This is a genomic window from uncultured Martelella sp. (assembly GCF_963677965.2).
Taxonomy (GTDB): Bacteria; Pseudomonadota; Alphaproteobacteria; order Rhizobiales; family Rhizobiaceae; genus Martelella; species Martelella mangrovi.
The window spans coordinates 874,366-889,763 of the sequence record NZ_CAXXFM010000001.1; the positions used below are offsets into that span (position 1 = coordinate 874,366).

At 60.3% G+C, this 15,398-nt stretch carries 13 protein-coding genes; 10 read left to right on the forward strand and 3 right to left on the reverse strand.

All coding sequences use genetic code 11. The features are described from left to right. Nucleotides 1-4: 4 nt before the first annotated feature. The 8 genes from ACHZCU_RS04285 to ACHZCU_RS04320 all read left to right on the forward strand — a co-directional run bounded on the left by ACHZCU_RS04285 (nt 5) and on the right by ACHZCU_RS04320 (nt 8,995). A complete protein-coding gene (locus ACHZCU_RS04285) occupies nt 5-1,297 on the forward strand; it encodes a PotD/PotF family extracellular solute-binding protein (RefSeq protein ID WP_106308197.1) in 1,293 nt (430 codons plus the stop codon). Between the two features lie 155 nt (nt 1,298-1,452). Next, on the forward strand, nt 1,453-2,355 hold the full coding sequence (locus tag ACHZCU_RS04290; RefSeq protein WP_106308567.1) for an ABC transporter permease: 903 nt from the start codon (nt 1,453-1,455) through the stop codon (nt 2,353-2,355). A 3-nt stretch (nt 2,356-2,358) separates the two neighbouring features. After that, nucleotides 2,359-3,177 (forward strand): ABC transporter permease, encoded by an 819-nt coding sequence (locus tag ACHZCU_RS04295; RefSeq protein ID WP_106308200.1) that lies wholly within the window; start codon nt 2,359-2,361, stop codon nt 3,175-3,177. Nucleotides 3,178-3,182: 5 nt separating this feature from the next. Beyond that, complete coding sequence (locus tag ACHZCU_RS04300) at nt 3,183-3,941, forward strand: aspartate/glutamate racemase family protein (RefSeq protein WP_319517789.1); 759 nt, start codon at nt 3,183-3,185, stop codon at nt 3,939-3,941. 175 nt (nt 3,942-4,116) lie between these two features. Beyond that, nucleotides 4,117-5,061, forward strand: coding sequence for a glycine--tRNA ligase subunit alpha (locus tag ACHZCU_RS04305; protein ID WP_106308206.1), 945 nt, complete (start codon nt 4,117-4,119; stop codon nt 5,059-5,061). Between the two features lie 72 nt (nt 5,062-5,133). Then, nucleotides 5,134-5,697: a LemA family protein gene (locus ACHZCU_RS04310; protein ID WP_106308209.1), complete on the forward strand. Its 564-nt coding sequence runs from the start codon at nt 5,134-5,136 to the stop codon at nt 5,695-5,697. A gap of 42 nt (nt 5,698-5,739) precedes the next feature. Then, nucleotides 5,740-6,993, forward strand: coding sequence for a 3-phosphoshikimate 1-carboxyvinyltransferase (locus tag ACHZCU_RS04315; RefSeq protein ID WP_319517790.1), 1,254 nt, complete (start codon nt 5,740-5,742; stop codon nt 6,991-6,993). A gap of 70 nt (nt 6,994-7,063) precedes the next feature. Then, on the forward strand, nt 7,064-8,995 hold the full coding sequence (locus ACHZCU_RS04320) for a DUF2207 domain-containing protein (protein WP_319519741.1): 1,932 nt from the start codon (nt 7,064-7,066) through the stop codon (nt 8,993-8,995). A 5-nt stretch (nt 8,996-9,000) separates the two neighbouring features. Here the strand turns inward: ACHZCU_RS04320 and ACHZCU_RS04325 are convergent, their stop codons facing one another. Beyond that, entirely contained in the window at nt 9,001-9,570 is a 570-nt protein-coding gene (locus tag ACHZCU_RS04325) for a hypothetical protein (protein ID WP_319517791.1), read from the reverse strand. A gap of 172 nt (nt 9,571-9,742) precedes the next feature. Here ACHZCU_RS04325 and glyS point away from each other — a divergent pair, with 172 nt between their 5' ends. Then, a complete protein-coding gene (gene glyS, locus ACHZCU_RS04330) occupies nt 9,743-11,857 on the forward strand; it encodes a glycine--tRNA ligase subunit beta (protein WP_319517792.1) in 2,115 nt (704 codons plus the stop codon). Nucleotides 11,858-12,344: 487 nt separating this feature from the next. Continuing rightward, nucleotides 12,345-12,905 (forward strand): DUF6101 family protein, encoded by a 561-nt coding sequence (locus tag ACHZCU_RS04335; protein ID WP_106308224.1) that lies wholly within the window; start codon nt 12,345-12,347, stop codon nt 12,903-12,905. 9 nt (nt 12,906-12,914) lie between these two features. On the opposite strand, the gene ubiA is transcribed toward ACHZCU_RS04335, so the two are convergent. Further along, nucleotides 12,915-13,868: a 4-hydroxybenzoate octaprenyltransferase gene (gene ubiA, locus ACHZCU_RS04340; RefSeq protein ID WP_319517793.1), complete on the reverse strand. Its 954-nt coding sequence runs from the start codon at nt 13,866-13,868 to the stop codon at nt 12,915-12,917. Nucleotides 13,869-13,979: 111 nt separating this feature from the next. Then, nucleotides 13,980-15,242: a class I SAM-dependent methyltransferase gene (locus ACHZCU_RS04345; protein ID WP_106308230.1), complete on the reverse strand. Its 1,263-nt coding sequence runs from the start codon at nt 15,240-15,242 to the stop codon at nt 13,980-13,982. Nucleotides 15,243-15,398 lie beyond the last annotated feature (156 nt).

Here is a 15,398-nt window from a genome sequence, read left to right on the forward strand (position 1 = left end):
TAACGTGACTGACACTTCGAAAAAGAAATCCTCGGGCCTGACCCGACGCAAACTGCTCAAGACCGCCGCGGCCGCCACCGGCACCGCCATCGGCTCCGGCGCCATCACCGGCTTCCCGACGATCTGGGCGCAGAACCCGATCACGCTGCGCCAGTTCGGCACCGGCGTTTCCAACATCAATGCCGTTGCCCAGAAGTGCAAGGAAGACCTCGGCATCACGCTGGAAATGACGGCGATGGATTCCGATGCCGCCGCCCAGCGCGCCGCAACCCAGCCGAATTCCTACGACATTGCCGATGTCGAATACTGGATCCTGAAAAAGATCTGGCCGACCGGCGTTATCCAGCCGATGGAAGTCGAGCGCCTCACCTATTACGACGATATCGTGCCGCTGTTCAAAACCGGCAAGCTGACGCCGGACAGCGAAATCGCACAGGGCACCGCCCCGCATACGGTCGGTTTCGTCAATGCACCCGGCGACAAGACCTTTGCCTCGTCCGAGACCGGTTACATGACGATGGTTCCGACCATCTACAACGCCGATACGCTCGGCATCCGGCCCGACCTCGTCGGCCGCGAAATCAATTCCTGGGCCGACATTCTCGACCCCGCCTTCAAGGGCAAGACATCGATCCTCAACATCCCGTCGATCGGCATCATGGATGCCGCGATGATCATGGAAGCCGATGGCCAGATCACCTATGGTGACAAGGGCAACATGACCAAGGACGAGATCGACCAGACGATCGAATTCCTGATCAAGACCAAGCGGGACGGCCAGTTCCGCGCCTTCTGGAAGACCTTCGATGAAAGCGTCAACCTGATGTCGTCGGGCGAAGTGGTCATCCAGTCGATGTGGTCGCCGGCCGTTGCCGCCGTTCGCGCCAAGGGCATCCCGTGCAAGTACCAGCCGCTGAAGGAAGGCTACCGCGCATGGGGCGGCGGTCTTGGCCTTGCGTCCCATCTTCAGGGCGCGCAGCTCGATGCCGCCTACGAATACATCAACTGGTATCTGTCGGGCTGGGTCGGCGCCTACCTCAACCGCCAGGGCTACTATTCCGCCTGCATGGACACCGCGAAACAGTACATGACCGACAATGAATGGGGCTACTGGATCGAAGGCAAGCCGGCGAGCGAGGATATCCTGTCGCCCGAGGGCAAGGTCATGGAAGAAGCCGGCGCCGTGCGTGACGGCGGTTCGTTCGAAGAGCGCATGGGCCACGTTGCCTGCTGGAACTCCGTCATGGACGAGGACCGCTACATGGTTCGTCGCTGGAACGAGTTCATCGCTTCGTAATGAAAACCGGGAAGGAACGGCGCCTGCCGCTCCTTCCCGCCTTTGCGTCCGGTCATGCCGGACGTGCAAGGCTCTAAAAAGACGACATGCCCTTTCCCAAGGCCCGACCGGAGGCTTTTGGAAATGACATGGCGAACGACAAAACGGATGAGCCCATGACCACGACCGCAAATGCCAAGCCGCAAAAGCGCGCCCGAAAGGGCCCGAAGCTGTCGGCCGGACTGATTTCCTGGCTGCAGGCCGCTCCGCTTGCCGTCATTCTCGGCGTCTTCCTGGTTCTGCCGCTGATCCTGATCGCCGTCGTCAGCTTCTGGGATTACGACTTCGCGATGATGTATCCCGGTTTCTACACCTTCAACTATGCCGAAACCTTCGGGTCCTGGGTCACGTGGAAGACCTATCTCAACACGGTCAAATATGCGGCCATGGTCTGGGGCATCACGTTGGTGATCGGTTTCTGGGTCGCCTATTTCCTCGCCTTCCACATCCGCACGGCGGCAATGCAGACCATCCTTTTCCTGATCTGCACCGTGCCGTTTCTGACGTCCAACATCATCCGCATGATTTCGTGGATACCGGTTCTCGGGCGTCACGGCATCGTCAATTCGGCACTGGTCAATGCGGGCATTGTCAGCGAACCGGTGGAATGGCTGCTCTATTCGGATTTCGCGGTCGTGCTGGCCATGGTGCATCTTTATACGCTGTTCATGGTCGTACCGATCTTCAATTCGCTGGTCCGCATTGACCGGGCCCTGATCGAGGCGGCGCGCGACGCCGGCGCCTCCGGCGTCCAGATCCTCACCAATATCATCATTCCGCTGGCCAAGCCCGGCATGGCCATCGGCACGATTTTCGTCGTGACGCTGGTGATGGCCGATTTCATCACCGTGCTGGTCATGTCCGGCGGCCAGAGCGCCTCCGTCGCGCTGATGATGCGCAACCAGATGTCGCTGTTGCAATATCCGGGAGCGGCGGCCAACGCTGTCGTGCTTCTGATCGTCGTGTTGATGATGGTCGCCGGAATCCTGCGCGTCGTCGATATTCGCAAGGAGCTCTGATCCATGAACAGCGAAAACCGCACCCGCGAATTCTATATTCTGGCCGCCTTCTTCATCCTGTTTGTGCTGTTTCTCTACGGCCCGCTGTCGGCAATCCTGATCCTGTCGTTCCAGGGGCCGAACGGCGGCCTGACTTTCCCGCTGAACGGGGTTTCGCTGCACTGGTTCTTCAATCTGTTCGAAACCCAGGCCGTCGGCGATTTCGGCGGCAGTTTCAAGCGGTCCCTCACGCTCGGGATGATGGTGATGATCGTCACCGTCGTCGTCTCGCTTCTGGCCGGCCTTGCCTTCCGCCGCAGATTTGTCGGCGCGACTGTTCTGTTCTATCTGGCGATTGCCAGCCTTGTCGTGCCGTCCATCATCGTGTCGCTCGGCATTGGCGTCATGTTCCAGCAATCGGGCATAGCGCCGGCCTGGTTCACGTCCGCCTTCGGCGCGCAGCTGACATGGTCGTTGCCGTTCGGGGTTCTGATCATGTTTGCGGTCTTCAATCGGTTTTCGCCATCCTATGAGGAAGCCGCCCGGGACCTCGGCGCATCATCGTGGCAGGCATTTCGTTATGTCGTCCTGCCGATGATCGCGCCCAGCCTGATCGGCGTAGCACTTTTCGGCTTCACGCTGTCCTATGACGAGTTCGCCCGCACGCTTCTGACCGCCGGCACCTACAACACGCTGCCGCTCGAAATCATGGCGATGACGACCAATGTGACGACGCCGGTGCTCTATGCGCTTGGCACGGTCACGACGGTCTTCTCCTTCGCCGTCATCGGCATTGCGCTGGGGCTGATCCGTTACCTCAGCCGCAGCCGCGCCAAAGGCTGACACGCATGCGCATTCTTGTCGTCAATCCCAACACCACCGCGTCCATGACGCAGACCATCGCCCATGCGGCGCTGCAGGTGGCCGGCCGGGATACCGAGATTTCGGCCCTCACCTCCCCCATGGGACCAGTCTCCATCGAAGGCTATTACGATGAGGCCTTTGCGGTTCCGGGCCTGCTGATGGAAATCGCCAAGGGGCAGAAGGCGGGCGCCGATGCCGTCGTGATCGCCTGTTTCGACGATACCGGCCTCGATGCCGCGCGCGCCTTTGCGGATATTCCCGTTGTCGGAATCTGTGAATCGGCGGTGAAGATGGCAAGCTTCATTGCCCGCCGTTTCACGATCGTCACCACCATGGAGCGCTCCCGCATCCCGATCGAGGAACTGGTGAAACGCTACGGCGTGGCAGACAGCGCAAGGGTGCGCGCCGCCGATATCTCCGTTCTGTCTCTGGAAGACCCGCAATCGAACGCGCGCGACCGCCTGCGCTCCGAAATCGACGCGGCAACGCGCGAAGACCGGGCGGAAGCCATCATACTCGGCTGCGCCGGCATGGCCGATCTGGCGCATGATCTCACCCGCGAATTCGGCCTTCCGGTCATTGACGGCGTTTCGGCAGCGGTCAAGCAGGCCGAAGCGCTTGTCGGGCTCGGCCTTTCCACCGCAAAGCGCGGCCCCTACGCCACTCCGGTGGCCAAAAAATATATAGGCCAGTTGGAGGCCTTTGCGCCGCAGACCCTGAACAGCGAGGTTTCGACCCGTTGAAAACCCGGGAGGCGACGCCTGCGGTGAAGCCGGCAACGCCGTCCTCCCGGACAATCCACCGGGCCCACGCGAACACAATGAGCGGATTGCGAAGTCTTTCGCACGGGCAGCACTACTTGACCCCTCCCCGCTTTAATGGCACTCACCGGTCATTCTTCCAGTGAGACCGTAGGCCATGTCCGAAATACCGCCCCATATGCACCCCAAGCGCTCCTTTCAGGGGCTTATCCTGACGCTCCAGTCCTACTGGGCCGACAAGGGCTGCGCCATTCTGCAGCCTTATGACATGGAAGTGGGCGCCGGTACGCTGCATCCCTCGACCACGCTTCGCGCGCTCGGTCCCAAACGCTGGAATGTCGGTTATGTGCAGCCTTCGCGCCGCCCCGCCGATGGCCGTTATGGCGAAAACCCGAACCGGCTGCAGCATTATTACCAGTATCAGGTTCTGCTGAAGCCCTCGCCGCCGGACCTGCAGGAGCTTTACCTCGGCTCGCTGAAGGCGATCGGCCTCGACCCGCTGCTGCATGATGTACGCTTTGTCGAAGACGACTGGGAAAACCCGACGACCGGGTCCTGGGGGCTGGGCTGGGAATGCTGGTGCGACGGCATGGAAGTCTCGCAGTTCACCTATTTTCAGCAGGTCTGCGGCATTGAATGCGCGCCGGTTGCCGGCGAGCTGACCTATGGTCTCGAACGCATCGCCATGTATGTGCAGGGCGTCGACAATGTCTACGACCTCAACTTCAATGGCCGCGACGGCGACGAAAAGGTCACCTATGGCGATGTCTTCCTGCAGACCGAGCAGGAATATTCGCGCCACAATTTCGAATACGCCAATACCGAAATGCTGCACCGGCACTTCCTCGATGCGGAAGCCGAATGCAAGGCGCTGCTCGCCGCAGGCGCACCCGGCGAACCCGGAATGCTGCACAAATGCGTGTTCCCGGCTTATGACCAGTGCATCAAGGCCTCGCACATCTTCAACCTGCTCGATGCGCGCGGCGTGATTTCGGTCACCGAGCGGCAGAGCTATATTCTGCGTGTGCGCACACTGGCCAAGGCCTGTGGCGAGGCCTATCTACTGACCGATGCGGGCGGATTTGAACCCAAGGCAGCCTGACGTCCCGAAGGCGTTACGGACGGATGCGAGATCGTCCGCCTGTGACGGCCCCACAAACCCGGAAGTGCGCCAATGCTTGTGACATTCATCATTCTCATCGTCATCGTCGGGGCCCTCGCCGGCTTCGTCATCTCGCTTTACAACGCACTCGTGCGCGCCCGCCAGATGGCGGAAGAGGCATGGTCCGGCATCGACGTGCAGCTCAAACGCCGCGCCGATCTCATTCCCAACCTCGTTGAAACCGTCAAAGGCTATGCCAGCCACGAGCGCGGCACGCTGGAAGAGGTCGTTGAAAAGCGCAACAAGGCGCAGTCCGTTGCCACCAACGATGTTGCGGGCCGCGCCCAGGCCGAAGGCGAACTGACCCAGGCGCTGGGCCGCCTCTTCGCGCTTTCCGAAGCCTATCCGGACCTGAAGGCAAACCAGAATTTTTCCGAGCTGCAGGCGGCGCTGGAAAAGACCGAAAGCGAAATCCAGATGGCCCGGCGCTATTACAATGGCGCAACCCGCGACCTCAACGTCCGGGTCGAGAGCTTCCCGAGCAATATCATCGCCGGTCAGTTCGGTTTTCAAAAACGCGATTATTTCGAGATCGAGGACGCGGCGGATCGCGCCGTGCCGAACGTTTCGTTCTGACAGCATCCCGTTATTTGCGGGGTTTGAAGAAAGTTTTTGAGGATGAATGCAGACCGTGTCACCGTCGTCCCTCCCGCTCATGCGCTGAACGGGCAGGTGAGCCCGCCCGGCTCGAAGTCGATCACCAATCGCGCGCTTCTGCTCGCCGGTCTTTCAAAAGGCAAAAGCCGGCTGACGGGCGCGCTGAAAAGCGACGACACCAAGCATATGGCGAATGCGTTGCGGGCAATGGGCGTTACCGTCCATGAGCCTGACGAGACCACATTCGTGGTGGCCGGCACCGGCCGGCTCGAAGCGCCTTCCGGGCCGTTATTCCTCGGCAATGCAGGCACGGCAACGCGGTTTCTGACAGCCGCTGCGGCAAGCGTCGACGGTACGGTCATCGTCGATGGCGACGAGCATATGCGCAAACGCCCCATCGGCCCACTGGTCGATGCGCTAAAGCGGCTCGGCGTCGATGCCGAGGCCCCGACCGGCTGCCCGCCGGTCACCATCTCCGGCAATGGTCATTTCGGCACGGGCCGCGTCGAGATCGATGCCGGGCTTTCCAGCCAGTATGTCTCCGCCCTGTTGATGGCCGCACCGCTTGCGCCCGAACCGGTAACCATCGCGCTCACCGGCACGGAAATCGGCGCGCGCGGCTATATCACGCTCACACTCGACGCCATGGCCGCCTTCGGCGCCAGGGTCGAGCAGGTGGATCAGGCGACATGGAAAGTTCTGTCGACCGGATACCAGGCCGCCGATTTCCATATCGAACCGGATGCCTCGGCCGCGACCTATCTCTGGGCGGCGGAAAAACTCACCGGCGGCAGGATCGATATCGGTACGCCCGCAGAAAAATTCACCCAGCCGGATGCCAAGGCCTATGACGTGATTGCCGCCTTTCCGCATATGCCGGCTGAAATCGATGGCAGCCAGATGCAGGATGCGGTTCCGACCCTTGCCGTGCTCGCCGCCTTCAACGAAAACCCGGTACGCTTTACCGGCATCGAGAACCTGCGGGTCAAGGAATGCGACCGCACCCGTGCGCTGTCGCTCGGCCTCAACAACATTCGTGCGGGCCTTGCCGAGGAGGACGGCGACGACCTGATCGTCCATGCCGATCCCGCGCTTGCCGGGCAATACCTGCCCGCTGAAATCGACACATTCGCCGATCATCGCATCGCCATGTGCTTTGCGCTCGCCGGTTTGAAGATTTCCGGCATTACCATCCTGGACCCGCTTTGCGTGGGCAAGACCTATCCGGGCTATTGGGACGCGCTTGCCGCACTCGGCGTGGAATACAAAGACTGAAGGAAATATAATGGCGACAGCGAACCGAAGCCTCCGTTTTACGGAACTGAGGGTCACAGTCACGCTACGGATGGCGTTTGCCATTCTGTCTCTTGCTCTTTTCATGGCGTTCGGCGCGTTTTCCCACGCGCATGCGGCGGAATATATCCGCCAGTTCGTCTCCGATGTGACCGTCAAGAAATCGGGCGTTTACGATGTCAGCGAGATGATCACCGTCCATGCCGAGGGCGATCAGATCCGGCGCGGTATCTATCGTGATTTTCCGTTGCGCTTCAAAACCGCTGACGGGCGCACCGGCGATGTGACCTTCAAGCTCAAATCGGCTTCGCTCGATGGCGAGCCGGTGGCCTATCACACCGAAAGCATCACCAACGGCATCCGCATCTATCTCGGCTCCGCCGATACGAGGCTGGCGCCCGGCGAATATTCCTTCGTCATCAATTACGAAACCGACCGTCAGATCCGTTATTTTGACGATCACGACGAGGTTTACTGGAACGCGACCGGCAATTTCTGGGCCTTTCCGATCGACAAGGCCTATGCCCGCATCACCCTGCCGGAAGGTGTGGCGCCTGATGACGTGACCTATTATACCGGGGCCTATGGCTCGACCGCACAGGACGCCCGGGCGCAGGTCGACGGCAATGTCGTTACCTTCATGACGACGGCGCCACTGGCACCGCAAGAGGGACTTTCCGTGGTCGTGGCTTTGCCGAAAGGCGCGATTGACGCACCGTCGGTCTCCGAAAGCGCGGGATGGTTCCTGAGTGACTATCGCAACTATTTCATCGGTATTATCGGCCTGCTGGTGATCTTCGGCTATTATTACTGGTCATGGTCCTCGGTCGGCCGCGACCCGAAACCGGGCGTGATCGTGCCGCGCTGGCACCCGCCGGAAGGCCTGTCGCCCGCCCTCGTCTCCTATATCGAAAATCAGGGTTTCGGGACGTCGCGCTTTGATGCCATTGCCGCAACGGCTGTCGATCTGGCGGTGAAGGGCTTCGTCACCATCGACAAGCCGAAAAAGGGCATGAAGATCACCCGCACCGACAAGCCTTTCGACCCGACCCTGCCGCCGGGACAGAAGGCCTTTCTGAAATCGGTCGATGATGCCGGCGGGGTGTTCATCGTCGACAAGGCGCACAGTTCCAAGGTCTCATCGATGGCGAGCAAGTTCACCTCCGCCATCACCAACGAGCACCGCGGCGATTATTTCGTTTCCAACCTGGGCTACACCCTCGGCGGGGTCGCGCTTTCAGTTGTGGCGGCCGTTGCGCTGTTTACCTTCGGCTCTGTCAATCTGGCGATCGTGCCGGTTCTGTTCATGTCGGTTTTCGCCGCCATTTTCATCGGCATTTTCTCAAGCGTCTTTGCCAAGATGTTCAGCCGGCGCGGCCGGTCCGTCGGCTCTGTGCTCGGAACGATGATCTTCATCGGCTTTGCCGGACTTTTCACCGTCAATATCGTCGGCGGACTGATCATGTCCGTTTTCAACCCCGATCTTGGCCCGAATGACTGGATGCTGGTCGGCACACTCGGCGGCATCCTGCTGATGAACGTGCTGTTCTTCTTCGCCATGGGCGCACCGACGCCCGCAGGCCGCAAGAAGATGGACGAGATTGCCGGGCTGAAACAATATCTGACGCTGGCCGAGGCCGACCGGATGAACATGACCGGCACGCCGGAAATGTCGCCGCAGCATTTCGAAACGCTTTTGCCTTATGCCATCGCGCTCGGTGTCGAAAAACCGTGGTCGAGAACCTTCGACAAATGGCTGACCGCAGCCGTTGCGGCGGGTACGACCGGCTACTATTCGCCTTACTGGTATTATGGCACGTTCAGCCATGACAGCCTGTCGCGCGACATCGGCAACTTCTCCTCGTCCATGGCCTCCACCATGTCGTCGTCGATGCCGACACAAAGCTCGTCGTCCTCCGGCTTTTCCGGCGGCGGCGGCTTCTCCGGCGGCGGCGGCGGTGGTGGTGGCGGCGGCGGCTGGTAGGCTGCTCACTCCACGCGGGTGAAACGTATGGCCGATGGTTCTTCGGGATAGCCGGTGACGGCATCCCAGACCATCGGCATGCGGCCGAAATGGATCGCGTCGTCATCGCCCCAGAGGCTGTCTTTCAGCACCGTTCCGGCTTCCGGAAAGCTGTTGGGGGCGCAGGTGCGTCCGGTAACGTCGCGCGGTGCATCCGTCTGCCAGTCATCGATGCCGCATCCGGCGGTATCGGCATTGGCGTTGTAATAGGTGGTCACGTCATCGGCGAGCAGCGTATAGAGAAAGCGACCGGTCTCCTGCGTGAAGTCGACGCGATCATCCTTGCCGGTGGCGGCGGTGATTGTGCCGCGATAATCGACCTGCACCGTCGGCACGTCACAATCATTATGGGCATAGCTCTGCGCGAAAGCTGAAATATCGCGGCCTTCAATCCTGATCTCGGCGATGAAACCGTGCCGGTCGTTCTTGCCGATCGGCAGGCATTCGGTTCTGAAATGCCCCTGCGGCAGCAGCGGGTCGGCGGAAGCGGATGTGCCTGCAACAAGCAGGAGCGGTAAAAGGGACAGGGTGCGCAAGATTGTTCTCCTCAATGTTGCATCAGCATATCGACAAATACGGCCGGGTACGGGCGCAAACGCGGTTCTTTTCCGGCGACAGCGCTAAAACGAGTATTGCCGGATGACTTTTTTCGCGGAGCTTGCTAACACCGGCGCCACATAGACCAGAACATGATAGAAGCCCGCTCCTATGCCCGACCTTTTGCTTGAACTCCGCTCCGAAGAGATCCCCGCCCGCATGCAGGCCAAGGCGGCCGGCGACCTGAAGAAGCTTGTCACCGATGCGCTGGTGGATGCGGGGCTGACCTATGAGGGCGCCAAGGAATTCTTCACTCCACGGCGGCTGACGCTGAACATCAAGGGGCTGACGGCGCGTTCCGCCGATGTGCGCGAGGAACGCAAGGGCCCGCGCGTCGGCGCGCCGGAAAAGGCGCTTGCCGGTTTTCTGCGCGGCGCGGGGCTTTCCGATATCGCCGAGGCGAAAATCCAGTCGGACCCGAAAAAGGGTGATTTCTACGTGGCCGTGATCGAAAAGCCCGGCCGCGACGCACAAGCCATCATACGCGATGTGATGCCCGGCATCATCCGCAATTTCCCCTGGCCGAAATCGATGCGCTGGGGGGCGGCGTCCGCCGAGCCGGGTTCGCTGCGCTGGGTGCGCCCGCTGCAATCCATCGTCTGCACCTTCGGCACCGAAATCGAGGAAACAGAGGTCATCGATTTCGAAATCGACGGCATTGTCGCTTCGAACGTCACCCGTGGCCACCGTTTTCACGCGCCGGAACCTTTCACCGTCAAGCGCTTCGACGATTACGCAGCGGGGCTTGAAAAGGCTTCAGTCATTCTCGACGCCGAGCGCCGCAAGCACATCATCCGCGACGATGCCGCCAATCTCGCCTTTGCCAATGGGCTGGACGTGGTGGAGGACGAGGGGCTTCTGGACGAGGTTGCCGGTCTGGTCGAATATCCGCAGGTGCTGCTTGGCGAATTCGAGGAGGATTTCCTGCAGATCCCCGATGAAATCACCCGGCTGACGATCAAGACCAACCAGAAATGCTTCGTCACCCGCAAACACGGCGACGACAAGCTGACCAACAAGTTCATTCTGGTCGCCAATATCGCCGCCACCGATGGCGGCAAGGAAATCTGCCACGGCAACGGCAAGGTGGTGCGCGCGCGTCTTTCCGATGCGCTGCATTTCTGGCATGTCGACCAGCGCGACCTGCCGGATATGGACGGGCTGACGGCCTCGGCCGAAAAGTTCGACCTCGACCTGAAAAAGCCGCTCGACCAGCGCATGGCCAAGCTCGACGCGCTGAATGTCACCTTCCACGCCAAGCTCGGCAGCCAGGGCGAACGGGTCGCCCGTATCCGCGCATTGGCGGCAAAACTCGCCCCCATCGTCGGCGCGGATGCAGCTGCGGTCGACCGCGCCGTGGTGCTGGCCAAGGCCGATCTGCGCACGGAAGCCGTTGGCGAATTCCCCGAGCTGCAGGGCCTGATGGGCCGCAAATACGCAGTCCTTCAGGGCGAGAGCGACGATGTCGCCGCCGCAGTCGAGGAACACTACAAGCCGCTCGGACCCTCAGATGTCGTGCCGCGCAGCAAGGTTTCCCTGACGGTGGCGCTGGCCGACAAGCTCGACACGCTGACGGGCTTCTGGTCGATCGACGAAAAGCCCACCGGCTCCGGCGACCCCTATGCTCTGAGACGTGCAGCCCTCGGCGTCATCCGCATCATTCTGGAACGCGGCGTGCGTCTGCCGTTGCTCTCCATCTTTGACGACCGCGACCTGCTGTCCTTCTTCCACGACCGCTTCAAGGTTTACCTGCGCGACATGGGCGCGCGTTACGACCTGATCGACGCAGTGCTTTCGCCCGAGGCCGACGATCTGGAAACGGTCGCCCGCCGGGTTGAGGCGCTGACGAAATTCCTCGATTCCGAAGATGGCCAAAACCTGCTGGCGGGCGAAAAGCGCGCCGGTCAGCTTCTGGCGGCGGAAGAGAAGAAGAAAACCAGGGTGGCCGAAAAGGTCGATCCGGCGCTTTTCGAAACGGATGCGGAAAAGGCGCTTTACGAGGCTATCGTTTCCGCCTCTGCCAAAGCGCGCGAAGCCTCGGTGAAAGAAGACTATTTCTCCGCCATGGAGGCGCTTTCGGCCCTGCGTGCCCCGGTCGACACCTTCTTCGAGGAGGTGCTGGTCAACGCCGAAGACGAGGCCGTGCGCGCCAACCGTCTGGCACTGCTGGCGATGATCCGCGAGGCAACCGGCACGGTGGCCGATTTCTCTAAGCTTTCCGGCTGAGGCTCTTTGCCTTCTTGCCTGGGATGCGCAGAAAAACCGCGTTTTGCTCCAGATATTCTCTCCCGCTTGCGGGAGAGATACCCCCGAAAAGGGGAGTGAGGGTGATGCAGCATTTCGAATGATGAGGGCGCTCGCGGGGATAGTCTCGCCCCTCACTGCCCCTTTCGGGGCATCTCTCCCCTCCGGGGCGAGAAGACTTGCGGGCTATGCGATGAGGTTTGCGCTTAAGGAAACGGGGAGTATGCCGGGGCTTCCTGTGATCTTTATCAAAGCCCCTACGCGCCGCAGTTAACGTTTCCTCACCAACGCGTTCACGCTCTCTCAACCCTGACAAATCGGATTTTGATAACCATTCATGCGCGTTGGATTTTCTTAACCCTGCTTGTTAAGGCGGCTGGTAATAACCGCGCCTATGATGGCCCTCAGACGGACGGAAAAGTCCGCAGAAAAAAGCCGGATACCGGCAACAGAGCCAAAGGGTGATCAGATGACGAATTCGCAGGTCAAGAGGGGGAGTGAGGAACCGGTTCTCAGAATCGATCCCGCGTATTTCCCGCAGAAATTCTCCTACGTCGCCAAGGGGGCCGAAACCCGCATCGGCGTCAAGCTCGATCAGCGCGGCGCTGTTGTCCGCCGCAACCTGCCTTCCAGCAACCTTCCGTTTTCCATCGCGCTGCCGGGCCGCGCCTTCAAGGGCGTTGCCGCCCGTGCCGTAGCGCACGCCGATGGCGGCATCACCGTGACGCTGGAACTGCACCACGCCGATCCCGAACTCTGCATTCCGCTGCTTGTCGCCCATGATCTGAGCGAGATTGTGGCCGACTGGCAGAACTGGGCGCTGCTTTACGATATTCCGATGATGATGGTCGAGGCCGACGGCGTTGCCCGCCCGGTCGACTTCAAGCCGCACCAGGCGGTTGCCGCCAATGACGATGCCGGCCCTGCCCGACGGGCCGCCGCGCACGGCATAAAGCGTCTTGCAATGCGCCTGCGCGATTGCCCGATCGGCGTGACGATGAAGGTCAAGGGCCGTGAGATCGCCGCCTGAGCGGCGGTTTCAGCCAATGAAGATCGCGGCCACGAGCCCGGCGAAAATCACCATGCCGACATAGTTATTGAACACGAACAACCGTTTGCACTGGTCGCCGTCGTCGATATTCAAAACGACGATCTGGTAAAACAGCATGGCACCTGCAACGATAAGTCCGCCAAAGGCCGGCCAGCCCAGCCCGGCAAGGCTGAACGCCGTGGCCAGCAGCAACAGCACGAGGCTGTAAAAGGCGATAAGCCAAGGCTTGGTCTTCTCCCCAAACAGCCGCGCCGTGGAGCGCACACCGATCAGCGCATCGTCTTCCTTGTCCTGATGGGCATAAATCGTGTCATAGCCGATGGTCCAGAAAATCGCCGCGACATAGGCCAGAACCGCCGGTAGAGACACCGTGCCGAAAACGGCAGCCCAGCCCATCAACGCACCCCAGGAAAAGGCAAGGCCGAGAAAGAACTGCGGCCAGTCGGTAAACCGCTTGGCAAAGGGATAGACCGCAACCACCGCCAGCGATGCGAAACCGAGCAGAATTGCGAACAAATTGAATGACAGCAGCACGGCAAGGCCGGTCAGCGCCTGCAACAGGATGAAGACCCAGGCCTGCCGCCGTGACACACGACCCGATGGCAGCGGCCGCGAGCGCGTGCGCGCCACCTTATCGTCAATCCGGTGGTCGACGAGATCATTATAGGTGCAGCCGGCCCCGCGCATGGCCACGGCGCCGAGCCAGAACAGAAACAGATGCGCAATGAACTGGCCGGGCCGAAACGCACCGGCATTCGCCGTCACGCCGGCAGCCATCGCCGCCGACCAGAAACAGGGCCACATCAGCAATTGCCAGCCGATCGGCCGGTCCCACCGGGCAAGCTGGGCATAGGGCCAAAGCCAGCGCGGCAGCAGGCTGTAGACGAAATTATCGGACGGCGCATCGAAAACGCGGCCGTCATCCTCGCTGATAGTGCCCATAAATCCTCAACGCATCATGCTGGAAGCCAACGCATCACACAAAGGCGATGCATCGCCGTCTGGCAAAATCCGAAAAAAGCGCTGCGCGAGCCGCAGCGGGCACGCAATGCCTTAGTCGAATTCGACCGGTTCGAGAGGAGCCCTGCCGGCTTCCGCAGCCTTCAGCTTCTCCTCGGCCTCGAACATATAACGGCGGTTGTTCGGCGTGGCAAACTGGCTCTTGGAAAGTTGCATCTGGAACACGAACATCTTGTCCCATTCAAACGCCATTTCCGAACCGGCCAGATAGAATTCCCACATGCGGAAGAATTTTTCGTCATAAAGCTTGATGGCTTCTTCCTTGCGGGCGACGAAACGTTTCCGCCATGCCCGCAGCGTGTGGGCATAATGCATCTGCAGGATTTCGGTATCGCGCACCAGAAGGCCGGATTTTTCCACCGCCGGCAGCACTTCCGCCAGCGAAGGGATATAGCCGCCGGGGAAAATATACTTCTCGATGAACGGGTTGGTGTGGCCGTGGCCGGCAACATCGCGCCCGATCGAATGCAGCAACATGACGCCGTCATCATCGAGCAGTTCGAAACATTTGTCGAAAAAGTTCCGGTAGCGGCCGATCCCCACATGTTCGAACATGCCGACCGAAACGATCCGGTCGAAGGGCTTGGCCTTCATCGTGCGGTAGTCCTGGAGCTGAAAACGGACCCTGTCGGACAGCCCGCGTTTGGCCGCACGCCTTTCCGAAATGCCATGCTGTTCATGCGAAAGCGTGATCCCGGTACAGTCCACACCGGCCATCTCGGCGAGATACATGCTGAGCCCGCCCCAGCCCGAACCGATCTCGAGCACGCGCTGGCCTTCATTCAGCCTGAGCTTGGCCGCGATATGACGCTTCTTGGCAAGCTGTGCCTCATCGAGCGAAATGTCCGGCGGATCGAAATAGGCGCAGGAATATTGCCAGTCGTCGTCGAGAAACAGGCTGAAAAGCGGTGGCGTCAGATCGTAGTGATGGGAAACATTCTTGCGGTTCCTGTTGATCGGCAGATGCGTATTAAGCTGCGCAAGTCCGATGCGCCAGAACAGTTTGGCCGCCATAAACGGGCTGAAGACGATATCGAGCGTATTGCGCCGGACGAGCGACAGGAAGTCGTAGATATCGCCTTCTTCCACCAGGAAGCGGCCCTGCATGTACATCTCGCCAAGGGTGAGCGCGGGGTCCTTGGCAATCAGGTCCTGGGCTTGCCTGTCCGTGAAGCGCACGCTGACCGGATCGCCCGTACCATCTCCGAATGTGGTGATTTCCCCTGTTTCCGTCTTGACCTTGAGTGTCCCGGTTTTAATGATCTTTTCGATCAGGTTGAACAGCGGTGAAGCCATCACAATCCCCCGAATGCCTGCTAATGTCACATATTATTAATCGTACAATATTCGTTTTATGCCAAGAAACAAGGCAGTTTGCTGCATTTGCCTGAAAACGGATAAATACTTTAATTTCAATAAGTTGCAGGAAATTCGGCATGAAAGAACGGTAAA